Annotated in this window: 23 protein-coding genes; 12 read left to right on the top strand and 11 right to left on the bottom strand. The window is 43.1% G+C overall.

Annotation, left to right across the window (positions count from 1 at the left end; genetic code table 11):
* Nucleotides 1–81 precede the first annotated feature (81 nt).
* Entirely contained in the window at nt 82–1,491 is a 1,410-nt protein-coding gene (locus tag GLV98_RS09175) for an MBL fold metallo-hydrolase (RefSeq protein WP_160914261.1), read from the top strand.
* Nucleotides 1,492–1,663: 172 nt separating this feature from the next.
* Here the strand turns inward: GLV98_RS09175 and GLV98_RS20250 are convergent, their stop codons facing one another.
* Complete coding sequence (locus GLV98_RS20250; RefSeq protein WP_272917285.1) at nt 1,664–1,786, bottom strand: hypothetical protein; 123 nt, start codon at nt 1,784–1,786, stop codon at nt 1,664–1,666.
* The gene (locus GLV98_RS09170; RefSeq protein ID WP_160914259.1) at nt 1,783–3,063 is read right to left on the bottom strand and encodes a helix-turn-helix transcriptional regulator; all 1,281 of its coding nucleotides are present in this window, start codon (nt 3,061–3,063) and stop codon (nt 1,783–1,785) included. The genes GLV98_RS20250 and GLV98_RS09170 overlap by 4 nt, the downstream gene beginning before the upstream one ends.
* Nucleotides 3,064–3,381: 318 nt before the next feature.
* Between GLV98_RS09170 and GLV98_RS09165 the strand changes: the two genes are divergently transcribed.
* Nucleotides 3,382–5,331, top strand: coding sequence for an aconitate hydratase (locus GLV98_RS09165; RefSeq protein WP_160914257.1), 1,950 nt, complete (start codon nt 3,382–3,384; stop codon nt 5,329–5,331).
* A gap of 50 nt (nt 5,332–5,381) precedes the next feature.
* Here the strand turns inward: GLV98_RS09165 and GLV98_RS09160 are convergent, their stop codons facing one another.
* The 4 genes from GLV98_RS09160 to GLV98_RS09145 all read right to left on the bottom strand — a co-directional run bounded on the left by GLV98_RS09160 (nt 5,382) and on the right by GLV98_RS09145 (nt 7,902).
* The gene (locus GLV98_RS09160) at nt 5,382–6,335 is read right to left on the bottom strand and encodes a ring-cleaving dioxygenase (protein WP_160914254.1); all 954 of its coding nucleotides are present in this window, start codon (nt 6,333–6,335) and stop codon (nt 5,382–5,384) included.
* Nucleotides 6,336–6,415: 80 nt separating this feature from the next.
* Nucleotides 6,416–7,120: a YqjF family protein gene (locus tag GLV98_RS09155; protein WP_160914252.1), complete on the bottom strand. Its 705-nt coding sequence runs from the start codon at nt 7,118–7,120 to the stop codon at nt 6,416–6,418.
* Nucleotides 7,121–7,207: 87 nt separating this feature from the next.
* Nucleotides 7,208–7,354: a sporulation histidine kinase inhibitor Sda gene (gene sda, locus GLV98_RS09150; RefSeq protein WP_160914250.1), complete on the bottom strand. Its 147-nt coding sequence runs from the start codon at nt 7,352–7,354 to the stop codon at nt 7,208–7,210.
* Between the two features lie 11 nt (nt 7,355–7,365).
* The gene (locus GLV98_RS09145; protein ID WP_160914248.1) at nt 7,366–7,902 is read right to left on the bottom strand and encodes a helix-turn-helix domain-containing protein; all 537 of its coding nucleotides are present in this window, start codon (nt 7,900–7,902) and stop codon (nt 7,366–7,368) included.
* A 300-nt stretch (nt 7,903–8,202) separates the two neighbouring features.
* Between GLV98_RS09145 and GLV98_RS09140 the strand changes: the two genes are divergently transcribed.
* Nucleotides 8,203–8,814 carry a trimeric intracellular cation channel family protein gene (locus GLV98_RS09140; protein WP_160914245.1) on the top strand — a complete coding sequence of 204 codons (612 nt, stop codon included), beginning with the start codon at nt 8,203–8,205 and terminating at the stop codon, nt 8,812–8,814.
* Between the two features lie 509 nt (nt 8,815–9,323).
* On the opposite strand, the gene cysK is transcribed toward GLV98_RS09140, so the two are convergent.
* From cysK to GLV98_RS09125, 3 genes are all read right to left on the bottom strand, one after another.
* Nucleotides 9,324–10,253 (bottom strand): cysteine synthase A, encoded by a 930-nt coding sequence (cysK, locus tag GLV98_RS09135; RefSeq protein WP_160914243.1) that lies wholly within the window; start codon nt 10,251–10,253, stop codon nt 9,324–9,326.
* Between the two features lie 78 nt (nt 10,254–10,331).
* Nucleotides 10,332–10,967: a YpmS family protein gene (locus GLV98_RS09130; protein ID WP_160914241.1), complete on the bottom strand. Its 636-nt coding sequence runs from the start codon at nt 10,965–10,967 to the stop codon at nt 10,332–10,334.
* A gap of 17 nt (nt 10,968–10,984) precedes the next feature.
* A complete protein-coding gene (locus GLV98_RS09125; RefSeq protein ID WP_160914239.1) occupies nt 10,985–11,911 on the bottom strand; it encodes an SGNH/GDSL hydrolase family protein in 927 nt (308 codons plus the stop codon).
* A 172-nt stretch (nt 11,912–12,083) separates the two neighbouring features.
* Here GLV98_RS09125 and GLV98_RS09120 point away from each other — a divergent pair, with 172 nt between their 5' ends.
* The gene (locus GLV98_RS09120) at nt 12,084–14,363 is read left to right on the top strand and encodes an ATP-dependent DNA helicase (RefSeq protein ID WP_160914237.1); all 2,280 of its coding nucleotides are present in this window, start codon (nt 12,084–12,086) and stop codon (nt 14,361–14,363) included.
* A gap of 54 nt (nt 14,364–14,417) precedes the next feature.
* Here GLV98_RS09120 and GLV98_RS09115 read toward each other — a convergent pair whose 3' ends face one another.
* Nucleotides 14,418–15,866, bottom strand: coding sequence for an HsdM family class I SAM-dependent methyltransferase (locus tag GLV98_RS09115; protein WP_160914235.1), 1,449 nt, complete (start codon nt 15,864–15,866; stop codon nt 14,418–14,420).
* A gap of 112 nt (nt 15,867–15,978) precedes the next feature.
* Between GLV98_RS09115 and GLV98_RS09110 the strand changes: the two genes are divergently transcribed.
* Nucleotides 15,979–16,476 (top strand): carboxymuconolactone decarboxylase family protein, encoded by a 498-nt coding sequence (locus tag GLV98_RS09110; protein ID WP_160914233.1) that lies wholly within the window; start codon nt 15,979–15,981, stop codon nt 16,474–16,476.
* Between the two features lie 132 nt (nt 16,477–16,608).
* Nucleotides 16,609–17,196 carry a biotin transporter BioY gene (locus GLV98_RS09105; RefSeq protein WP_160914231.1) on the top strand — a complete coding sequence of 196 codons (588 nt, stop codon included), beginning with the start codon at nt 16,609–16,611 and terminating at the stop codon, nt 17,194–17,196.
* 35 nt (nt 17,197–17,231) lie between these two features.
* Here the strand turns inward: GLV98_RS09105 and GLV98_RS09100 are convergent, their stop codons facing one another.
* Nucleotides 17,232–17,633 carry a hypothetical protein gene (locus GLV98_RS09100; protein ID WP_160914229.1) on the bottom strand — a complete coding sequence of 134 codons (402 nt, stop codon included), beginning with the start codon at nt 17,631–17,633 and terminating at the stop codon, nt 17,232–17,234.
* A gap of 181 nt (nt 17,634–17,814) precedes the next feature.
* On the opposite strand from GLV98_RS09100, the gene GLV98_RS09095 reads away from it, so the two are divergent.
* The 6 genes from GLV98_RS09095 (at nt 17,815) to GLV98_RS09070 (ending at nt 22,593) form a co-directional block, all read left to right on the top strand.
* Complete coding sequence (locus GLV98_RS09095) at nt 17,815–18,915, top strand: M24 family metallopeptidase (protein WP_423785007.1); 1,101 nt, start codon at nt 17,815–17,817, stop codon at nt 18,913–18,915.
* Nucleotides 18,916–19,129: 214 nt separating this feature from the next.
* Nucleotides 19,130–19,477: a flagellar basal body rod protein gene (locus GLV98_RS09090; protein ID WP_160914224.1), complete on the top strand. Its 348-nt coding sequence runs from the start codon at nt 19,130–19,132 to the stop codon at nt 19,475–19,477.
* Nucleotides 19,478–19,498: 21 nt separating this feature from the next.
* Nucleotides 19,499–20,140 carry a PspA/IM30 family protein gene (locus GLV98_RS09085; protein ID WP_160914222.1) on the top strand — a complete coding sequence of 214 codons (642 nt, stop codon included), beginning with the start codon at nt 19,499–19,501 and terminating at the stop codon, nt 20,138–20,140.
* 67 nt (nt 20,141–20,207) lie between these two features.
* Nucleotides 20,208–20,927, top strand: a complete 720-nt coding sequence (liaF, locus tag GLV98_RS09080; RefSeq protein WP_160914221.1) for a cell wall-active antibiotics response protein LiaF — start codon at nt 20,208–20,210, stop codon at nt 20,925–20,927.
* Nucleotides 20,924–21,964: a sensor histidine kinase gene (locus GLV98_RS09075; RefSeq protein ID WP_160914219.1), complete on the top strand. Its 1,041-nt coding sequence runs from the start codon at nt 20,924–20,926 to the stop codon at nt 21,962–21,964. Before liaF ends, GLV98_RS09075 begins: the two co-directional genes overlap by 4 nt.
* Nucleotides 21,961–22,593, top strand: a complete 633-nt coding sequence (locus GLV98_RS09070) for a response regulator transcription factor (RefSeq protein WP_160914216.1) — start codon at nt 21,961–21,963, stop codon at nt 22,591–22,593. Before GLV98_RS09075 ends, GLV98_RS09070 begins: the two co-directional genes overlap by 4 nt.
* Nucleotides 22,594–22,819 lie beyond the last annotated feature (226 nt).

Genomic DNA, 22,819 nt, shown 5'->3' with positions numbered 1-22,819 from the left:
ATAATAATAAAAGGTTATGTTTCTTTAATACGCATAAGGGTATATTACATAACAAGGACTATTAAAATGGAGGGTTATTGAATGTTTTTTAAATCGTATTTTGACGAAGAGTTAGCTCAAATGTCTTACATGATTGGCTGCCAAAAGACAGGGGAAGCCATAGTCATTGACCCTGCTCGGGATTTATCTCCTTATTATGAAACAGCCAAAAAGGAAGGGTTTCATCTGGCTGCAGCTGCCGAAACCCATATCCATGCAGACTTCCTTTCGGGTGCGAGAGAACTGGCAAACGCTGAAAAAGATTTGAAATTGTATCTATCAGATGAAGGTGACGATGATTGGAAGTATCAATACCTTAATGAAATCAATCACCAACTTGTTAAAGATGGCGATGAAATATATGTAGGAAATGTCAGGCTCGATGTCATTCACACACCTGGTCATACCCCTGAGAGCCTTTCATTCTTATTGACGGACGAAGGGGGAGGTTCTAGTGTACCTATGGGAATCTTCACAGGAGACTTCGTCTTCGTTGGTGATGTAGGACGCCCGGACTTACTTGAAAAATCAGCCGGAGCCGAAGGAACAGCAAGTAAGGGAGCTGCGGATATGTATCAGTCTGTTCAGCGCTTCAAAGAACTGCCTGATTACGTGCAAGTATGGCCTGGACACGGAGCAGGTAGTGCCTGCGGGAAATCATTAGGAGCCGTTCCTTCCTCAACGATCGGGTACGAAAAAGAAAACAATTGGGCATTAAAACACACCAATGAAAAAGCATTCGCAGAAGAATTATTGGATGGACAACCCGAACCGCCAAAATATTTCTCCATGATGAAAAAACTGAACAAAGAAGGCCCGTCTCTAGAAAAGGGAAGAGAGGTAGAGGAAGTTTCCCTGTCAGATACGGATCGTTACATGTCTGAGGAATATATGATAGTGGATACAAGGCCATCATCTGAATTCTCGAATGGACACTTAAAAGGAACAATCAACATCCCATATAATCGTTCGTTTACAAATTGGGCAGGTTGGTTGGTCGAATATGACCAAAAAATCGTAGTAATCGCCTCTAAAGAAAACATCCCTGCGATTAAACGATCCTTAGAGTCGATCGGGTTGGATGATCTTGTCGGTTATGTGGATGAAGTAGAAATTAATGGCTACGGTGGATTAGAAACGTATGCAAGTATTACAGCAGAAGAACTCGAAAATAAATTTAGAGGGCACGATGATTATGTCATCATTGATGTAAGAAATGATAGTGAGTGGGACGATGACCATATCGAAGAAGCCCAGCACATCATGCTTGGGAAGCTAAAAGAAAGCATGAAAGATATACCTTCCAATAAAACACCGATTGTCCATTGCCAGTCAGGCATGAGGTCAGCAATTGCCGCAAGTTTACTACAGGCCTTTGGATATAAGGATGTTCTTAACTTGAAGGGCGGATTTTCAGCCTGGAAAAAGCATAAAGAAAAAGTGAACTCTTAGTCATACAGAAACCTGCCCTGATATCCAGGGCAGGTTTTTTAAGCAAAAAAAAGACCTCTACCATAAAGATAGAGGCAAAAGTTTGTATAGGTATAGGATTAGGGGAGGTGTTAATTATATAAAAATTGAATTAACACACAAAATTAAAAAACTAAAAATAAATGTTGCAAAATTAAATTTGATCCACAACTAGTGGTTGGGGATGCCTTTCATCTGCAGTGTCAATGTAGTTCACACCTGATGAAACTGATAAAGCAATTCCCAATGCAACAACAACACCAATAAGCTTTTTCATATAACAATGCCTCCTAAATTGGAATATTTATTTAACAAATCAATTGCTAACCTTAAATATTTAGTAGATTTTTTATAACTTCGTTCAGCTTCCAATAGTTCAGAAACAATCATGCAATAACGAATAACAAATCTATGGTGCTTCTTTTCTAAGAAATGTGGAATAGCAACAGTTTCTAAATAATCGCTTGTGTTTTTGTCCTGATCGATAAGCATTTTATATATAATAAGGTGAATTTCATCAGTGGTAGTGTCTGATGTTGAAGATTTTAAATGTGAAAAACCTTCATCAATCCAATTTTTACAATCATCTAACTCACCTATTTTATATGTTTCAACCACTAAACAATATATTGTTTCAAATATTTCGTGGTCGGATGCAGTTTCTGTCCTATATGAAAGGCATTTTTTGTAATTTAATATAGCTGACTCGAAATTACCAAGCCTTGATTCAATAACGCCAATGTTATGGTATATAACACCTAATTGGTAATGGTTGTTTGTTTGAGTAGCAATTTTGCTGACTAAGTGGTAATTTTCTAATGCTTTACCATAATTTTTGAGTCGACCATAGTTGATTCCCAATAATATATGGCAGTTTGCACTTTTAAATAAATTATATTGCTTTTGGTATATTTCAAGTGCATGTTCTGCATTAAAAATAGAGGCAGATATGTTATTGGCTTGACTTGCACTTAAGGCCAAGAGGTAATATAAATCACTTTCCTCCCAACCTTCTAAATTAATGGAAACGCTGTAATTCTTAGCTTCCATTAATTCAAAATAGGACTCTTCGTAATCTTCGCGATAATAACTTATAAGGCCTGAACTTAAATGGAAATAATACTCCATCTCTTCATCAAATGTATCCTCATGTTGGCGAATATTTTTCCATGCTTCGTAAGCCTCCTCCACCTCGTTTTCTAACAGCAGATGGCGAATGCGGAACAGCTCGAAAAATATATACAAGTGATGATTATTCAGCGTATCTTTTTGTTGTTTGAGTTCTTCTTTTAATTCCCTGGCCTCTTCTTTCCGTTTAAAGACGATCATCTCATACCATTCCTTCAATTTTTCCTTCGAAGGGTGATGATAAGAAGAGTCATGGAAATCGAGTCCTAGACGTTCGTAGAGGTGTTCAAGTACCTCGAACGCGGGAACGGTTTGGTCGTTCTCAATCTTAGACAAATACGCCGGCGAGATTATCCCATCTGCGAGCTGGTTCTGTGTCAAACCTTGCTTCACGCGATGGAATCGAAGCACTTTACCATATTCCATTTTTCTCACACCTAGTTGATCAACTGTTGATTTTTCAGAGTGTTTGCTCTTTCAAATCTATATTTAGAATACATGTTCGTCCTGGGATTTTCAACAAAATTCACTAGTTTCCCAAGTCGGGAAAATTTTATGGCTTTAAGGGGACTTTGGAAGGGGGACTTTCATAGATTTCCATTTAATGGTTTGATCAATCCTTGTAAAGGAACTTTTTGGAACCTATGAGTAATCATACAACATTAAGGGTATAAAAGGTATAGGAATTTTATAAAAAGTATCATCAAGATCGTCATCAACTACAAGTGAGAAGGAGGAATAGATGTGGGATATAATGTCACACAAAAATTGATTAAGGATCACTTAGTAGAGGGGGAGATGAACCCGGGTTCGGAAATTGGATTGAAAATTGATCAAACGCTTACACAGGATGCAACCGGGACAATGGTTATGCTCGAACTGGAAGCGATGGGTATTGATCGGGCAAAAACGGAAGCTTCCGCGCAATATGTGGATCATAACTTAATTCAGGAAGATAGTAAAAACCCCGATGATCACCTTTTTCTTGAGAGTGCCGCAAAGCGATTTGGACTGCATTTCAGTAGACCGGGAAATGGCGTGAGCCACCCTGTTCATATGCAGCGATTAGCGAAGCCTGGGAAGACGTTGCTTGGTTCAGACAGCCATACATGTGCGAATGGTTGTATGGGGATGCTTGCCATGGGTGCTGGCGGGATTGACGTAGCCATGGCTATTGCCGGTGAACCTTTTTACGTGAAAATGCCAAAAGTCTGGGGCGTGAAAGTGACTGGAGAGCTTCCGGACTGGGTCAGTGCGAAAGATGCCATTCTGGAAATGCTCAAAAGGCATGGAGTCAAAGGCGGGGTCAACCATGTCTTTGAATACTATGGTCCTGGTTTGAAGAACTTAACAGCCATGGATCGTCATGTGATTGCCAACATGGGGGCTGAGCTTGGAGCCACAGGCACGGTCTTTCCATCAGACGAAGAAACGAAGCGTTTCATGAAGCTTCAAGGGAGAGAAGATGAGTGGCTGGAACTAGTTGCGGATGATGATGCGACGTATGACGTTCATGATGAGTTGGATCTGTCTGTATTAGGTCCAATGGTTGCCAAGCCATCCAGCCCGGGAAATGTCGTTCCTGTAGAAGAAGTAGAAGGGGAACCGATCTACCAGTCGTATATCGGTTCATCAGCGAACCCTGGGTATCGGGACTTTGCGATTGCTTCGAAAATCGTAGAAGGACGGCACATTGCAGATGGGGTATCCTTTGACTTGAATCCTACTTCGCGGCAAATGCTGATCGACTTGTCTCAAGAAGGTCATATTGCTAACTTCCTTCAAGCAGGAGGACGATTGCACCAGGCCGGCTGTAACGGATGTATTGGAATGGGACAGGCACCAGCGACGGGGAGGAACAGTTTGCGTACCACTCCACGGAACTTCCCGGGGCGCTCCGGGACGAAAGAGGATAGTGTTTTCTTATGCAGTCCTGAAACGGCTGCCGTATCAGCTCTGACAGGGGAAATTACGGATCCTAGAAAGTCAAACTTTGATTTTCCGAAGGTGAAGGACTTGGACAATCCAACGGTGGATACACGATTACTTGATGAACCTTTACCTTTTGAGGAAGCGAAGGATGTAGAATTAGTCAAAGGTCCGAATGTAGCTTCCATCCCAGAGATGGGTGAACTCCCTGATGACATGGAACTACCGATTTTATTGAAGATGGGGAACGATATCTCCACAGATGAAATTCTAGCAGGTGGTGCCCGAGTGCTTCCTTATCGAAGCAACTTGCCGGAAATCAGTAAATTCACGTTCGAAATTGTTGACGAAACGTATTATGATCGTGCAATGGAAGCAAGAGATGACGGTGGTCACGCTGTCGTCGCCGGTGCAAACTACGGACAGGGATCCAGTCGTGAGCATGCAGCTCTCGCACCGAAATATCTTGGACTTAAGGTTGCTATTGTCGAAGACTTTGCACGTATTCACTGGCAGAACCTTGCCAACTTCGGAGTATTGCCATTGACATTCACCGATCCATCTGATCTCAATGATTTAGAGCAAGGGGATGTGCTTGTGTTTAAAGGCCTCAGAGATAAAATCAAGCAGTCTCCTCAAGTGGAAGTTGAAGTGAAAGGGAAAGATAAAACCCTTAAACTTGAGCATGCCCTTTCTGATCGGCAGATTGAAATTATGCAAATGGGTGGCTTAATCAACTGGGTGAAGAATAGATTGGAATCATAAAAGAAACTCCGGCTGGGTTTATCCCGCCGGAGTTTTTAGTATCTATCCATTTAAGATCTTGATGTGTCCAGTGGGGTCAAGCTTTCTTCAATCTCCTGGCGTTTGTGCTCTAGGAAAGGAGGAAGAGCAAGGCTCTCTCCAAGACGATCCACGTCCTCATCTGTAGCGAACCCAGGTCCATCTGTAGCCAGTTCAAAAAGGATGTGATTAGCCTCCCGGAAATATAGGGACTTAAAATAGTAACGATCAACAAGACCGGAGTTAGGGTAACCTGCAGCCTGGATGATTTCCTGCCATTTCTTCAGTTCGTTTTCATCATTTACACGGAAGGCCACATGGTGAACGCTTCCGCGGCCAGGTTTTTCGGGCTGACCATCGGGCACTTCCTCAACATGAACTTCTGCGCCGGTTCCTCCCTCGCCGGTTTCATAGACGTCCCATTGTTCATAGGTTCCTTTTTTCCGAAATCCTAAGAGCTCGGTAAGAACTTTTTCTGTTTTAGCTGCTTCATTTACGGTAAGGTGAACAGGACCAAGTCCGGTAATTCCGTATTCCTTAGGAACGGAAGAATGTTCCCATGCTTGGCCGGCTTCCACACCGTTATTGTGTTCATCAGAAATGAGAATGAGTCGTTGTCCTTCAGGGTCTCGGAAAGAGAGCGTCTTTCGCCCGAATCTCTCTTTTATACCCTCTTGTTCAACGGAATGTTCTTCGAAGCGTTTCTTCCAATACTCCAAAGCTTCATCGCTTTTCACACGGAGGGATGTAGTAGAAATGCTTCTCGTGCCAGGATACGTATGTCCTGCTCGATGGATTTCGAAGAAGGTCAAGTCCGTACCAGGTCGACCTTTCTCATCAGCATAGAACAGGTGGTACATGGAGGGTGCATCCTGATTGACTGTCTTTTTGACTAATCGCATGCCCATAACATCTGTATAGAAATCGTAGTTGTTTTTTGCATTGGCGGTTATAGCTGAAACGTGATGAATGCCCTTGAGCTGCATGGTCATTCCTCCTTGTTTTCGATTATCTTGAATTCAAGATAATTATATAATTCTTACTCAAAACTGTCAAAGTTTCTGTTTCAGGCTTTTCTTTCAAAAGGGAAGATTCTAGTATGCAGGGATTTTGAGAAATAAGTGATAGGCTTTGTTGCAAATATAGAAGGGGGAAGGAAATCCACCAGTTGGTTGATTTGGATATCGGCTTCCGCTTTTTGGAGCCTCCAGTTCTTATGAAGAATAGGACCTTTGTAAATCTTAGAACGGCCTTTCATCACCCACAAGGCATATCTCTCTGTTAACCAATAAAGGAGGGATCCTGGCTGAGCGTGTATTGGTTCTGATACCGTATGAAAGCTTGCGTGAAAATGAGAAGCAGGATACCCTTCATGAATGCGCCTGCTCGTAAACTGATATCCTGATTCTGTTTGGTCCATTCTCATTTTTGCATGTACATATGGCAGTCCAAACAGCGTGCGGGCTAAAAATACACCAAGGGGGTGGTTGGCATCAAGAGTGATGAAATAGACCCCTGGTTCACCATTGAACGTAACATATGTTCGGACATTCAATTCAAGGAATTGATTTCCAAACGGGAGAGAGGGGAGGGTACGAAAGCGGATATTCTGCATGCGGAAGGGAACGATGGCAATCCAGGCGGAATGGTCATATTCGTCAATAGTAAAAGCAGATGGAATGAAAGGGCGCAAAATTTCTGCAGGAACAGGCCAATGCATAAAAACTAAGTCATTCCATTCTTGATGCATAATCCAATGATTTCGGTCCATGTGTATCACCTCTATCATGGTTTACCCCCACGATCATTGAATCATACATCTCAGTGTTTTCATTATGGTTTATGGTGAGGAATTAGGTCACAGTTTTTCCATCATCTTCTCTTCCTTTTCCCTTTTTGAAATTTCCGTTTTTAAAAGATAAATGAAGTCGTCTTCCAACTTTAAGTCTATAGCTCTTAAGAGTGTATCTTTTAATAATCTTGAAGAGAGCTGTTCAATGATCAAATTTTTGCCCCCTACTTGAGCGGTTTCATCATTTCCATCGCAACACTTGCCGTTCCTATGATATGGCCATTGGAATCATATATCGGCTTGCAAAATATATCATAGTCGATGGACCCTTCTGATAGTGGGAATGATACCACTTTTCTTATTGGTTTCTTTTCTAACACCACTTCTTTCTTTATGTTCAGTAATTCCTCTGTAGCTTCATTTTGAAAGATTTCATCCACCCTTTTCCCAATGACTTTACTCATAGTAAAGTCAGGATGATTATTGAAGAGCCATGTATAACGATGTTCAAGATCACAATGGGCGATTGTAATGGGGGAATCTGTGAGTGCTGTTTCAAAAGGTTCACTCAAATGTTCGGAAAAAAAGAGTGAAGGATTAATATGAAGGTAGGAAGCAATGCGAGAAGCGACCGTCATGCTTGGGTTTCGTGTTCCGTTTTCGATTTGAGCATAATAGGCCCGGTCAATGTGGGCTCCTGCTGCAACATCTTGTTGTGTTAATTGTTGTTCTTTTCTTAATTGAATTAGCCATCTTCTCATATTTTTCCACATCCTGATTTCTGTTTTCATAATAATTAGTTCGTTTTTCTTAGCTCGATTCCTTGTGGCAGATTGCTACAATATTATGGATTTTTGTTGAATTTATCAATATACTTTCCATTAAAGGTGATAAAAGGAACATGCATGGGTGTATTCTCGTCTATTCTCTTTCTAGCATTAGTATTCTAGCAAAAATATAAAAAAACGCCTATTTAATTGCTGAGAATTTGTTATAATCAATCAGTCTGAAATAAACGGAAAGAATTACAAAGAAAAGCATCTTCAGGGAGGAGGTAGACCATGACATGGGAAATATTGAATATACTAGCCGTTTCGGCGTTTGCTTTTAGTGGAGCGATTGTAGCATTAAATGAAAGATATGATATATTTGGCACATTTATTCTTGGTATTGCGACACCCTTTGCGGGAGGGATCATCAGAAATATTGCCCTGGATGTACCGGTGGTCCATGTTTGGGAACAAGGCTATCTCTTTTATGTAGCCCTCGGTACGATTGCCATTGTCTATTTCTTCCCTAAGACGTGGGTTATGACCTGGGACCGTTGGAACATATACCCTGATGCCATTGGCTTATCTGCATTTGCTCTTCAAGGAGCGTCTTTTGCTATAGAAAATGGTTTTCCACTTGGAGGGGTTATCTTCGCAGCTATCCTGACAGGCGTAGGGGGAGGGGTCACAAGGGATGTCCTCGCTCAGCGACGTCCTATGGTTATGCACCAAGAAATTTACGCTGTGTGGGCATTGATGGCAGGGCTCCTTATAGGATTAGGTTGGATCGATATTGAAAGCGCCTGGCAGACCTATATGATCTTCCTTCTCGTCATCATCTGCCGTGTCGCTTCCTTCCACCTTGGGTGGCATTTACGCTTCAGAGATCTATACCGCCTGTAAATCACTGTAGCTTTTCTTAAGCTAAATGGCAGGATTGTGGAAGACTGGATTTCGAGACTTTTGTTGAGTGGGTGGGGCTGCGGGGAAGATTCTCGAAACCACTTCCGCAATAATCAGTATTTATGATTGAATAAGCGGATCGTATAAACCGCTCCAGAGTACGTAAAGGCTTGATACAGAGCGCTTCATACTTCTAACGGTGGGATAAGTGGGGAGACAGTCCAACTTGGTACAGGGGTTCGTTTCTCCCTTACATGGAATGGGGTGGTTGGGAAGCTGCGAGACTCCCGTGGGAGAAAGGAGATAGGCGAGATCCCGCAGGACGCAGTCCGAGGAAGCTCGGTGCTCCCCCGCAGGAAAGCGAGTGGCTTCCCAGCCAACCCTAACGCTCAACCAGGCAACGAACCCCGGAAACATCTCGAAACTGAGTGTTCCACAATCGGGAGCTATAGTGGAAGAAGGATATAAAAAAGCACTCAGAGTTTGGAGCTCTGAGTGCTTTGCTTGTTTTAGTAGCGGAATAAGTCTCCTGAGAGGTAACGCTCTCCGGTGTCGGGGGCGATACATATGATCACTTCACCCGGCTTTTTCTTTTTGGCAACCTGAATAGCTGCCCAGCAGGCAGCTCCGCAAGAAGTTCCAAGCAGCAAGCCCTCTTCACGAGCAAGCCTACGAGTGATGTCATAGGCATCTTCATCTGTCACTTTGAAAATCTCGTCGTACACTTCCTGATTCAAAATCGAAGGAACAAAACCTGGGCTCGTCCCTACAAGCTTATGCTTCCCAGGCTTTCCACCGGAAAGTACAGGAGAGCCGGCGGGTTCGGCTACATGGATGGTTAGATCTTCGTAACGTTTTTTTAGCTCTTCACCTGTGCCTGTTATGGTACCGCCTGTTCCAGCAGTAGAAACAAAAGCAGATAAAGGTTTGCCGAGCTCATCCATAGCTTCTATAATTTCTGCGGCCGTTGTATGGCGGTGGGCGTCTGGGTTGGCCATGTTTTCAAATTGCATAGGCATAAAGCTTCCTTCAATTTCCTCAACCAGTTCTTTCGCTTTGGCGATGGCCCCTGGCATTTTTTCATCTCCAGGTGTCAGAACGATTTCGGCACCGTAAGCCTTCAAAAGGTTAATCCGTTCTTGAGTCATTGTATCTGGCATGACAAGGATGGCTTTATATCCTCTTGCAGCAGCATTCATAGCAATTCCGATACCTGTGTTCCCGCTGGTCGGTTCGATGATCGTTGCTCCTTTTTTAAGGTGGCCATCCTTCTCCGCCTGTTCCATCATGTTGAAAGCAGCACGGTCTTTGACACTTCCACTTGGATTGTATTTTTCCAATTTCATATAAATATCGGCTCCGCCTTCTGGCGCTAGACGATTCAATTTAACTAATGGTGTATCTCCAATTAAATCGGCAATATTGTTAACGACGCGCATATCTGTCACTTCCTTATCATTGGGAATGGTAGTCCAATTTTATCATAGTTGAATGAAGGCATTCATCTGCTTTGCTTGTCACTCTATATGTTCATTTACAACTCGTTGTGCGAATTGGAAAGAGTTGCTCGGTACAGCAATTTTGAATGCTAGCTGATTGGAGTTCAAGTTGAACCGGTCGACTTTCACATTGAAATTGCTTGCCGTGTCCATTTGAGTGACCGCAACATAGATGTTTTCTTCATTTGGATTTACGATGACCCATTCAGGTAAGTTATAGTTATCTTTTACAAATTCCAATACCTTTTTATTGGGGAGGGGAAGTTTCCCTAAGGAGATTTTCTCTTGTCTTAAAATAAGGTCTCCATTTTTCTGCACTTCAGGATGTAATTCTACATTAATAGGAATGACCTGATCAAAGGCCTTGATGTTCCCTGATAATGTAACATTTCGATCCAGGGTGATCGAGTAATCGAAAACGGTCTGGGTTGAAAGCTCTGAAAGATATTCATTGGCGAGTTGCTCCATATTCTCCTTTGTAGAAACGATGGTGAACTCTGCATCAGGGCTTTCTTTTTCCTGATCCACATTAACGATGGTATAAGAGCTTGGTAAGAAAACTAAAGCGACAAGCCAAATGACAACCCCTACATTGATTAGAGCCAAAAGCCAAAAGGATGTTCTCCATTTATTATTTAACAATAGTCGTTTCATCTTATACATTCCACCTGTTATTGTTCGATGTCTTCTCTAATGTATTGTAACACGCGCTCCGCCATCTTTTTATAACCTCTTTCATTGGGATGGAAAAGGTCTTCTTCCCAAAGGAGCTCTTCTTCGTTTCCTTCAAATAAGTCTCTAATGGGGATGAAGGTGGCCTGCTCGTAGTCATCGGTGACTCGCCGGCTGATGGCATTCCAATCTCCCATGATTTTTCCAAGTTCGGGAATGTTCGTGAAGTATTGGTTAAAAGGATTATAGAGCCCCAGTAGATACACAGGGGCATCAGGATTCAATTCCTGAACCCGATTGAAAATATCACGTATTCGGTTTTCATAACCTTCCTGTTCCTCGACAAAGTCCTGATAATTCAAGCTTGTAAAATTATTTTTCACTACTTTCATCACATCGTTAGCGCCGATGGTAATCAGGATCAGGTCTGCTTCTTGCAGGGAATCGGCAATTTCTTCATCTTCCATCCGTTCCAGCATTTGGTCTGTCCGATTTCCTCGTTTTCCGTAGTTTGTTATATTGAGGGTCTCTGTATCCGGATTTGCATTGAAAGTTTCCTCAAGGATCCCAATGTATCCACCATTTTCTGTAGAATCTCCTACACCTTGGGTCAAAGAGTCGCCAATAGCTACGATATTCAGGTCGTCCTTAATAAACACGTCACGGGCACTTTCAATCACACTAGTAAAGACCTCGCGTAATCCTTCACTCAGCTTCCCTTCTTTTGCTTCACTTTCCTGTTCAACCTCTTCGGGTTCTTCGGTTTCCATTTGTTCTTCTTGATCGGGGATGGTTTCCGCTGTTTGCTGTGAGTCTTTCGATTCAGTCGACGGTTCTTCTTCCGGGGTATATATAAAGGCTGCTATGATGAAAAAGGCGATCAAGAAGGAGAGTGCGACGGCTGCCATCCATCTCCATTTTTTCAAGGCTGAATCCCTCCTGAAGGGTAATCTCACTTCTATTATATGTGCTTCCCATCTAATGGGAAATGAAAAGTTTTAACCACAATTATATCATGGTCCTATACAATAGACATACGGAAAAGAGTGTAAGAAGATGAGGGTAAGAAAATAAAACCGCTAAGCAGGAGGGGAATCGATGGACACACAAATGACGATTTCCGTTCGAGACCTTGTCTCCTATGTGTACAGGACGGGGAGTATTGACGAACGTTTCCAAACGAATACAGCGCTTGTGGAAGGAACGGCCATCCATCAAGAAGTTCAAAAGAAGTATAAAGAAAAGGACGAATCCGAAGTATTTCTGGAATATGAGTTTTATCAGGAAGGGGTAAACCTTAAGGTCCAAGGGCGGTGTGATGGATTATTGGACACGGAAGAAGGACCGGTGATTGATGAAATCAAATCTACCTCAAGGGATCTTGATGAAATTGATGGTACCACTTATCCTCTCTACTGGGCTCAAGCCAAAGGGTATGCCTTTATCTATGCAGCAAAAGAAGAGCTTCAGAAAATTCAGGTCCAGTTGACGTATGTTCAGAAAAGAACAAAAGAAAAAAAGCGGATTTTACGTACATTTACATACGAGGAATTGCATCAATTCATGCATGAAACCGTTAGTGAATACACATCTTATGCGCGAATTCTCCTTCATATACGAGAGCAAAAAGAAAAAACAGTCCCTGATTTGAACTTTCCATTTCCAAGCTATCGTGACGGTCAGCGGAAACTAGCAGGAAGTGTTTACCGCACGATAGAGGAAAAAAGAAATCTGTTCGCTCAAGCTCCGACAGGGATTGGAAAGACGATATCGACCCTTTTTCCAGCGATTAAAGCGTTACAGTTGGAAGGTTTGGAAAGAATTTATTATTTAACAGCAAAGACGATTACAAGAGCGACAGCTGAAGAAGCTCTACTGAAGATGCAGGAGATGGGACTTAAGCTTCGTTCGGTTACATTAACAGCAAAAGATAAAATCTGTTTCCAGGAAGAAACGATATGCCAGCCGGACTACTGTGAATTTGCTGACGGTTACTATGACCGAATCAATGGGGCAATTGTCGATATTCTACTCCATGAAACACAGATGACACGTCCGGTTATTGAATCCTATGCAAGGAAACATAAAGTTTGCCCCTTTGAATTTTCACTGGACCTTACAGATGTTTCGGACGTGATTATCGGTGACTACAATTATATCTTTGACCCTCGGGTTTCGTTGAAGCGGCTGATGCCTGATCGGAAGAAAAAAACAGCACTGCTCGTGGATGAAAGCCATAACCTTGTCGAGCGTGCTCGCGAGATGTATTCGGCCTCCATTACCAAGCAATCCTACGAAAGCGTTGCGGCTGAATGGGAGGGGGAAGAAGATCACTTAGTCAAAGTGGCTGAGGCGATTGGTAAAGATTTAGAGCGTTTTTATTCACCTACGGAGGAATTCCTCCAATTGGAACAGGTGCCAGGGGAATTGGAAGAAAATATGGAACGCTTCTTGTCCGAGGCAGAATCGCTTTTACAGGAGAATACGGAAGGGGAAAGATCTGAACGGCTGGTGGATGTATATTTTCAGTCTCAGAGGTTTTTAAAAATACTCGAATATGTGGACGAACACTATCGTTTGTTGGGAGAGAGTACAAGAGAGGGAGACTTCGTATTGAAACTGTTTTGTCTTGATCCTTCTCACGTTCTAAGGGAAACGACGAAAACGTTCAGGTCAGGGGTGTTTTTTTCAGCGACCCTTTCACCCTTTGCTTATTATAAAGAGATGCTTGGGGGCACGAAAGACGATTATATCTTACATTTACCTTCCCCGTACGACTCATCGCAAATTGATGTGATGATCACTCCTTTATCGACGAGGTATAAGAGCAGGGAGAAGACCGTTGGTGAACTGACCAAGCGACTGTATGATCAGGTGGAACTCCACGAAGGGAATAACCTTTTCTTTTTCCCTTCGTATCACTATATGGAAATGGTCTATCGTGAATTCAAAAACGTCTTTCCTGTGGATGCGGTTATGCAGGAGCGGGGGATGGATGAAGAAAGAAGAGAAGACTTCCTTGCTCAATTCGAGGAAGGAGGCCGACTTGTTGGTTTCGCTGTGCTGGGAGGGATATTTTCTGAGGGTGTAGACCTTCGAGGGGATCGGTTGAACGGTGTGGCAGTAGTAGGTATAGGGCTTGCTCCCAGAAGCTTTGAAAAGGAGTTGATCAAAGAGTACTTTAACCAAAAAGGGAGAAACGGATATGATTATGCCTATGTCTATCCTGGAATGAACAAGGTGTTGCAGGCAGGGGGGCGGTTGATTCGATCAGAAGAAGATCACGGATCCATTCAGCTTGTCGATGATCGCTTTCTTTCGCGCAAATATTTGCAGCTTCTACCTGATGATTGGGGAAATTATCGAATTATAAAATGATTTGATTTCCCAGGAAATATTGTGCCGGAAAATGAGAGGGGAGGTGGAGAAGAGTCAAATCTTCTCCATAATGTCATGGCAGAAATCATGGACTTTCGAACGACTGGACTTCGATATTCCATAGATTTCATAAACGGTTTGATCCACCAACATCTCCCATTCACCGGTTTGGAAAGTTGGATCTTCTTTTTTCTTCTCAACGATACTCCGAGCTGTTTCAATCATTACCTGTTTTTGTAGAGGATCAGGTTCTATGTAAGGAATCTTCTTGATGTAGCCGGACGTGATCATATTGGTTCGGTTGAGAACTTTTCTTACCATGTATTTCATCAACTTGCTGTTTAGCAGCCCGAGGAAGTAGTACAAGTCTTCCTCATGTTCTGGAAAAAGGTTGGCGTTCACACCGAACAAGGAGCCTTCTGGAAGTAATGCTGCCGAGAAATCCACCCCCATGGACGAACAGGTAATGCCTCTCTTGTAAAAATAGGCTCGGTTCCGTACCGTGAAGTTTCCTCCACTGTCGACATAGTCCGGCCAATCTTTGTGGATGTAGTATTTCGGTTCATAAAACCAGGCGTCTTTTCTCCCGCCATTTTTATAAAAAGGAATCCAGTCCGAGGGTGCATGCCCTTCTTTAAATGGCCGTAAGAAAGAACGATCATCACCGGTAGATATGCCTGTCCCTCCTTTAAGAACACTTCCCAGCGCCTGGTAGGGAGCTTCGAAATGTCTCAATATGTCTTCAGGAACATTGATTGAAAAGTTATAAGCAGGCATCTGCTCAAACGTTTGTTGGGATAGATACTGGATGGTGCCCTCTGGTGGATGATCGTAATTTTGCTCATTCAGACGGTCAACCAATCTCATTTGTGTGGAGACGGGTGCTTTTAGGTCTCTTTTCTTGAGAGTTATGATGGCTGTACGTACATCAGCCTTCCCTTTATGAAAAAGGCGTCTGGGAGCGAGGATGATTTCTTTGATTTCGGTCTCTTTTAGTAGAAATTCACGAAAGTTTTTGTAGTAAATGTTCGTAAGAAATGAGTCCTGTACAATCATGGTCATCACTCCACCGGGCTTCAAACATTGTATGCCTTTGTGAATGAAGAGGGAATATAAATTATGAGTGCCGATTTTTCCAAATTCGCGTTCTATTCTTTCGCGGTTTTCGGAAAAGTAAGGGCTTTGTCGTTTGGATTTATAGGGAGGATTGCCTATAATTGCGTCATATTGCCCTCGTTGATCAACCTTTAGAAAATCTTCATAGTAGAAATGAACTTCAGGGTGAGGAGACGCTGTTTTTTGGTCGATATCAAAGGCATAGAGGTTTTCTGCTGTAAGGCCTTCTTCCAGCAACGTATGGATGAAGATACCATCCCCGGTCGCAGGGTCGAGAACCTTAAGAGTGCTTTTCTCAGGAAGTTCAGATAGGAGCTTCCGAGTCATATATTGCACTGTTTTTTTAGGGGTTGTATATTGCCCCATCGTCCTTTGAGGAGAAAACATAATACTCCCCCTCCTACTTTTTGAGTCTATATTACTATATCTGTAGGGAAAAGTCACCATTTAATAGGTTTTTAATACTAGTCAAATAGAATGATGAAGGAGCGGTATAGTGATGCCATGGATTAAACCTGTAAAACAAAAAGAAATGAAGGAACTAAATGTACAAAACAATATGCCCAATCCAGCCCCTCTGTTTGATCGGCTGCTGGCGAATGATGAAAAATTGTATGAAGCTTTTCTTCCCTTGCAGAAAGCGATTAAAGAGACAGACTTTCCAGACGATTTGAGAGAAGTGGTTATCACGTTCGTTTCTATGAAGAATGGCTGCAAATACTGTACCGATAGCCACTCTAAATTGCTTGAAGAATTGGTGGATCAGGAGGATGTGCTGAACTGGCTTAATAATTATAAGGAATCCGACATGAGTGAGGAATGGAAAGCTGTGCTCACGTACGCGGAGCGCTTAATTGCTAAACCGGTGGAAGTGACGAAAGAAGATGTGGAACGTCTGAAGGAGCATAGGTATGATGATCAGAAAATGGCAGCGTTGAATCAAATCGTTGCTTATACAAGTTATACGAACCAACTTTCAATGGGGTTGGGACTATAAAAACAAAAAAGAACTGCCGATTCTAACGGCAGTTCTTTTTTGTTAACTATAAAAAAACTTAGTTGACATTAAAGGTGTATTCTCTTATCTTAATAATAGTTAAAGAGATTTTATATGTAGGAGGACACCGTAATGAAATCATCTCGTTTATCGGCTTACGATATTACCTTGGGCAGCTTGTTCGTCGCTCTCATGGCGATCGGAGCCAACATCACTGCATTTATGCCATTTTTACAAGTTATGGGCGTACCGCTCACGCTTCAAACATTCTTTGCTATCCTGGCAGGACTCGTCTTGGGTAGTAGGTTAGGCTCATTCTCTGTTCTTGTTTATGCCCTTCTAGGGCTGGTAGGTGCACCCATTTTTGCTGGATTTAAAGGTGGAATATCCATGCTCATATCCCCAACATTTGGATTTATTTTATCTTTTATTATCGTTGCTTACGCTGTTGGAAAGATTGCAGAGTCTAAACGGAACCTTCGTACTTATATCGCCGCAGCCCTTGTCGGAATTGTGTTGAACTATTTTATTGGTGTCAATCTATTCTATCTTGCTATGAACTTCTGGGTTGGAGGGGATGGTATTGGTTTTGTTTTGGCCTGGTCAAGCATGGTGCCATTTTTAATTAAAGATATCGGCTTAGCCGTCGTGTCCGCTTTTTTTGCGATCCGACTAGAAAAGTCGTTGTTGCACCGTACACCGCTAAGGCAAGCTGCATAAGAAAAAGAGATCCGCTATGGAGAGCGGATCTCTTTTTATGCGTTTTCTGAAATTTGTTTTCCATGAACGAAAGTCATAATCGCAAATAAGACGAAAGCGATGAGAAGGACGGTCCCTCCAACGATGAAGAAAGTCGTGTTGAACGTGCTCAACCCTGGAATTGGTTGGGTATAATACAGCCACATACCAACCGTCAAGCCGAAGACACCAAAGAACGATGTCCATACGTGTGCTGTCGCGAGCTTGGAATCCTTGGGGATAGAGAATACTCTATAATAAACACCGAAAGCAAAAAGGGAAAGCCATCCAACAACGAGAATGTGAGCGTGAATCGCGCTCAATTGCAGACCCCCTCCGCCGGCCATATGGGAACCCATAAATGCGCCGATCAATGCATAGATTGCAGCTACCCGCACAAAAAAACGAGTACGGTCCATATTTGTTCACCTCCTAAAATTTAATCACCTTTCGCCATTATATCGAATGCTCCCCCTATTGAGAATGAAAAAGATAAAAGTGTCGTTAAACGTTCACTCCCGTTTTCGGACTTTTGTGTGATTTGGATTGCTTGAAAGATTGAGCTATGATGAAAAAAGAAGCGAAGAGGAGTGATGAATGTTGGAACATCGATTGGAACAATTTTCACAATACCTGAAAGATACAAACGTTGATGCAGCGTTTATTAATTCAACAGAGAACTTTTTCTATTTGACGGGATTTCATACAGACCCACATGAAAGGTTGCTGGGGTTGCTCGTTTTCCCTGAAGCAGATCCGATTGCTATCCTGCCTGGAATGGAGAAAGGTCAAATCCGTGATGCTGGGTGGACGAAGGAAGTGATTGGTTATGCCGATCACGAAAATCCATGGCAGATGATGGCAGACAAGATGAAAGAGAACGGCATCGTCAATGTAAGAACGGTAGGGATAGAAAAACAAGTCCTTTCTTATGGCAGAAGTGAATCGTTTTTCGAGCTCTTTGAAGATGTGAAAGTTGAAGACATCGAAGGAGAATTGAACAACATGCGGGTGGTCAAAGATGATCACGAAATCAGCATTATGAAAGAAGCAGCTGAGCTTGCAGACTTCGGTGTGAGCGTGGGAGTTGAAGCCCTGGAAGAAGGAATCACCGAAATGGAAGTGCTCGCGAAGATTGAATATGAACTGAAGAAGAAAGGCGTTGCGGAGATGTCCTTTTCTACGATGGTCCTGTTCGGTGAAAAATCAGGCCAGCCCCATGGGAATCCTGGTGACCGCCGCCTGAAGCCAGGGGACTTTGTCTTATTCGACCTTGGCGTCGTATGGAAAGGGTACACGTCCGATATTACCCGTACGTTTGCCTATCGCTCGGTAAATGAAGAACAGAAGGCGATTTACAATAAAGTGAAGGAAGCCCTGGACGCTTCACTAGCCATCAGTAAGCCGGGGACACGGATCGGTGACCTTGACCAAGTGGCACGTGACATCATTACAGATGCAGGATACGGAGACAAATTCCCACACCGCATCGGTCACGGTCTTGGAATCAATGTGCACGAATTCCCTTCCATGAGTCATTTGAATGATGGCGTCTTGAAAGAAGGGATGACGTACACGATTGAGCCTGGCATCTATGACCCGGAAGTCGGCGGCGTTCGCTTGGAAGACGATGTACTCGTTACGGAAAACGGGTATGTGACATTGACAAAAACACCCAAAGAACTGCGTATTATTGAATAGAAGAAAGGCCGCCTTTTTTGGGCGGCTTTTTTTGTTATGGGGGGCGGCGCCCTCGTTCTAATTGTTTACTATCCTCTACCATTAGTTCCATCTCCACATTTTCTTATCCTACGATACGCCTCTGGTCTTAGTTGAAAATATATCTCTGGCTCATTACGCCAAAATTCTATTATCGATATGATAAAGACAAGAAATCAGCAAGGAGGGAAAAACGATGAAGAAATTTTTACTATTCCTGGCTGGATTAGTCGCCCTTACCGTATTGCTCGTCAATTTAGGACCGATGATCCTCCTGGGTGTAAGTGTCTGGTTGCTTTATGTCGTGTTCAAACAGTTCATGAAGACTGACTCTACGGCAGCGAAGATCGGCTGGGTCGTTGTCGGACTGATCATCCTCAGTATAGCCGTCTCCAATGTCTATGCCGTAATCGGCGTAGCCGCTGCTTTTGTGCTGTACTGGATCTATAAAAATTGGACAAGCAAAAGCGAAGAGTTACGATCTACCAAGTCCGATGATCCTTTTACCAACTTTGAACGCCAATGGGCAGAAATGAACAAATAAACCAAAGGAGAGATACACAATATGGCTAATTTATTTACGAGGTTGAAAGATTCCATTACCGCAGACTTGCACGAGGCGTTGGATCAAAAAGAACAAAAGAACCCGATCGCAATGTTAAATCAGTATTTGCGTGAAAGTGAAAAAGAAACCGAGAAGGTCAGGAAGCTTGTGGAGCGGCAGTACCGATTGAAAGATGAGTTTTCCCGTGAGGTTCAGAAAGCACAGGATATGGCGGACAAGCGCAGACGCCAGGCTGAAATTGCTGAAAAAGCCGGAGAAACCACAATGTATGAATTTGCCGTCAAAGAGCAGCAGGAATATGAGGCAAGAGCTGATCGCCTTCAAGCATCAAGAAGGGATAGTGTCGAACAACTGGAAGCGCTAGAGCGCAAATATGAAGAAATGAAACACAAGCTGAAGGACATGCATTTGAAGCGGATGGAACTGATGGGGCGTGAAAATATCGCTCGTGCTCATCACCGCATGAATCGTGTGATCGAGGACGCAGCGGACAAGCCTTACTCAAGATTTTCAGAAATCGACCGTTATATTGAGGACCTCGAGTACAAGGTAAACAGTGCGTACGATCACAATACCTTTGACAGTAAAATGGCTCATTTGGAGAAAGAAATGGAGAAACGGGAGGAAGTACCCGCTAAATAGAAAACATGGTATGATGAAGGCGCAGATTTCTGCGTCTTTATCGATTTAAGAGAGGGGGATGACCTTTATGCTTAAAAAGCTTTCAACCGATACGATCAACACGATTTTAATCATAGGGGTGATTCTCCTCGTTGTGGAAATTGTCTTTTTCAACGGAGGACTTGTATTTTCTGTCGTTTTTTCCGGAGTCCTTATGTATATCGGATGGAAAAACTATCGTCCATTATGGAGGAAAATCCTTTTCTGGATTGGGTTGATCAGTTTAATCTTCACTGTATTAAGTATGATTGCTGTAAGATTTCTGGTCATCGCATTGATTCTCATGTTCCTAAGGGATTACTTCAAATCAAGAGAAAAGCCGGAACACATCCAACCCGAGATCATTGATTACCACCAGGAGCTCCCGGAGCAGGAACCATTACTAAGGCAAAAGTTTTTTGGAGATGATGCTACACCAAAAACTTCTTACGAATGGAAGGATATCAACATCCATGGTGGGTTTGGGGACAAAATCGTGGATTTGAGTCAGACGGTCCTTCCTCACGATGAGGCCGTCATTTCCATACGCCAATGGATTGGGAACCTGACCGTTTATGTCCCTTATGAAGTAGAGGTAAGTATTCATCATAGTGCTCTCATTGGACGTGCTGCCATCTTTCAATATAAGAAGTCGAAAGTGTTCAACCAGGTGATCTCCTATCAAACCGAAGGGTATCGAAAAGAAAAGCCACGCGTGAAAATTATCACGTCTATGGTTTCCGGAGAACTTGAGGTGAAGCGCGTATGAATGTATGGCAGAGACAATTGTTGTCAGGCACCCTGACTTTTTTGGGGTTCACCATTCTGTTGCTGGCCATTACGTTCTATGCCTTTCCTTTTGACTCGTGGGGAGATCTCCTGGAAAGGGATGTTTTTGATCTTCCTTATATTTTCTTTGTTTTATTCATTTCTTTATCTTTTGGATTTGTAGTCGGCGTCATCCAGGGGTGGTTTTGGCGCAGGCAGCTCTTCAACATCGAACATCGCGTGTCAGAATTGACAAAGGGAAATGAACTTGTGGAAGAAGAGGTTGATTTGAAAGAGATAGAGCAGATCGACATCGCTCTTAAACAACTGGAAGAGAGAATGACGAAACAAACAGAGCTTGCTCAACGTATGGTTACAGAGAGAGCGGAAGAACGTGAGAAGAGTCTGCAGGAAGTGGTGATCCAGGAAAGGAACCGGCTTGCGAGAGAACTTCATGATTCCGTCAGTCAGCAATTATTTGCAGCTTCCATGATGATGTCTGCCATTAACGAAACCGATTCGGATGATTGGCAGGCAACGAAAAAACAAATGCAGATGGTTGAACGCATGATTCATCAGTCTCAGCTTGAAATGAGAGCTCTACTTCTGCATTTAAGGCCAGTAGCCCTCAAGGATAAGTCTCTATCGGAAGGAGCAGAAGAACTGCTTTATGAACTCACACAAAAAGTACCGATGGAAATTGAATGGTCCGTGGAACCTCTGAACCTTGAAAAAGGCATCGAAGATCAGCTATTCCGGATTCTTCAAGAATCGGTTTCAAATACCTTAAGGCATGCAAAAGCTCATTCCTTAAATGTCATGTTGATAGAAAGGGATCAAAACGTCATCCTGCGTATCGTGGATGATGGCATCGGTTTTAATGTAGAAGAAGCGAAGACAAGCTCATATGGACTGCAAAACATGCAGGAACGAGCGTTTGAAATTGGAGGGACATTAAAGGTGGTAAGCGTGAGGGAACAGGGCACTCGGCTAGAAGTGAAGGTTCCCCATCGGATAAAAGGAGGCGAAGAAGAATGATTACCGTTTTATTTGCTGATGATCATGAAATGGTGCGCATCGGTGTATCAGCATACTTATCTGCACAATCAGATATCGAAGTTATTGCGGAAGCAGACGATGGAAAAGCAGCTGTGGACCTTGCATTGGAACATCGTCCTGATATCATTTTGATGGACTTGGTCATGGACGAGATGGATGGTATTGAAGCGACGAAGCGGATTACTGAACAATGGCCGGAAGCCAAAGTCATTATCGTCACAAGTTTTCTAGATGATGAAAAAGTGTACCCGGCACTCGAAGCGGGAGCGACGAGCTATATGCTCAAAACTTCAAAGGCAGAAGAAATCGCCAAGGCCATTCGTTCTACATACGCAGGCCAGTCCATCCTAGAACCTGAAGTGACAGGGAAAATCATGACAAAAATGCGGACGCCAGATGGCGCTGAACTTCACGACCAACTTACGGGAAGAGAAAAAGAAGTTCTTCTATTAATGGCGGAAGGGAAGACCAACCAGGAAATCTCCGATCAATTGTTCATTGCCCTGAAAACCGTAAAGGTACACGTCAGCAACATCCTTGGAAAACTCCAAGTTTCCGACCGTACCCAGGCGGTCATCTATGCCTTCAAACACGACTTAATCAAGTAAAACCTCGACCATGGAGCGGTCGAGGTTTTTTGGATATATAGAAAACTCAACATTAATTAAACGCTTGTTCAACAATATGGCAGGATTGTTGAAGACTCAATTTCGAGATGTTTCGTGGTTCGTTGCCATGTTGAGCGTTAGGGGTGGCTGCGAAGCAACTCGCTTTTCTGTGGGGGAGCGCCGAGCTTCCTCGGACTACGTCCTGCGGGATCTCGCCTATCTCCTT

The sequence above is a fragment of the Halobacillus litoralis genome (genome assembly GCF_009856415.1).
Taxonomy (GTDB): domain Bacteria; phylum Bacillota; class Bacilli; order Bacillales; family Halobacillaceae; genus Halobacillus; species Halobacillus litoralis_C.
This window is presented reverse-complemented; position numbering and strand designations above follow the sequence as displayed.

Excerpts from the sequence above, each read along its gene's own strand:
- GLV98_RS09145 (WP_160914248.1), bottom strand. The coding sequence starts at position 7,902 with ATGAGAAGATGGCTAATTCAATTAAGAAAAGAACAACAATTAACACAA.
- GLV98_RS09140 (WP_160914245.1), top strand. The coding sequence starts at position 8,203 with ATGACATGGGAAATATTGAATATACTAGCCGTTTCGGCGTTTGCTTTT.
- GLV98_RS09070 (WP_160914216.1), top strand. The coding sequence starts at position 21,961 with ATGATTACCGTTTTATTTGCTGATGATCATGAAATGGTGCGCATCGGT.
- GLV98_RS09120 (WP_160914237.1), top strand. The coding sequence starts at position 12,084 with ATGGACACACAAATGACGATTTCCGTTCGAGACCTTGTCTCCTATGTG.
- GLV98_RS09075 (WP_160914219.1), top strand. The coding sequence starts at position 20,924 with ATGAATGTATGGCAGAGACAATTGTTGTCAGGCACCCTGACTTTTTTG.
- GLV98_RS09115 (WP_160914235.1), bottom strand. The coding sequence starts at position 15,866 with ATGTTTTCTCCTCAAAGGACGATGGGGCAATATACAACCCCTAAAAAA.
- GLV98_RS09100 (WP_160914229.1), bottom strand. The coding sequence starts at position 17,633 with ATGGACCGTACTCGTTTTTTTGTGCGGGTAGCTGCAATCTATGCATTG.
- GLV98_RS09085 (WP_160914222.1), top strand. The coding sequence starts at position 19,499 with ATGGCTAATTTATTTACGAGGTTGAAAGATTCCATTACCGCAGACTTG.
- liaF (WP_160914221.1), top strand. The coding sequence starts at position 20,208 with ATGCTTAAAAAGCTTTCAACCGATACGATCAACACGATTTTAATCATA.
- cysK (WP_160914243.1), bottom strand. The coding sequence starts at position 10,253 with ATGCGCGTCGTTAACAATATTGCCGATTTAATTGGAGATACACCATTA.
- GLV98_RS09105 (WP_160914231.1), top strand. The coding sequence starts at position 16,609 with ATGAAATCATCTCGTTTATCGGCTTACGATATTACCTTGGGCAGCTTG.
- GLV98_RS20250 (WP_272917285.1), bottom strand. The coding sequence starts at position 1,786 with ATGAAAAAGCTTATTGGTGTTGTTGTTGCATTGGGAATTGCTTTATCA.
- GLV98_RS09130 (WP_160914241.1), bottom strand. The coding sequence starts at position 10,967 with ATGAAACGACTATTGTTAAATAATAAATGGAGAACATCCTTTTGGCTT.
- GLV98_RS09175 (WP_160914261.1), top strand. The coding sequence starts at position 82 with ATGTTTTTTAAATCGTATTTTGACGAAGAGTTAGCTCAAATGTCTTAC.
- GLV98_RS09110 (WP_160914233.1), top strand. The coding sequence starts at position 15,979 with ATGCCATGGATTAAACCTGTAAAACAAAAAGAAATGAAGGAACTAAAT.
- GLV98_RS09160 (WP_160914254.1), bottom strand. The coding sequence starts at position 6,335 with ATGCAGCTCAAGGGCATTCATCACGTTTCAGCTATAACCGCCAATGCA.
- GLV98_RS09155 (WP_160914252.1), bottom strand. The coding sequence starts at position 7,120 with ATGGACCGAAATCATTGGATTATGCATCAAGAATGGAATGACTTAGTT.
- GLV98_RS09170 (WP_160914259.1), bottom strand. The coding sequence starts at position 3,063 with ATGGAATATGGTAAAGTGCTTCGATTCCATCGCGTGAAGCAAGGTTTG.
- GLV98_RS09090 (WP_160914224.1), top strand. The coding sequence starts at position 19,130 with ATGAAGAAATTTTTACTATTCCTGGCTGGATTAGTCGCCCTTACCGTA.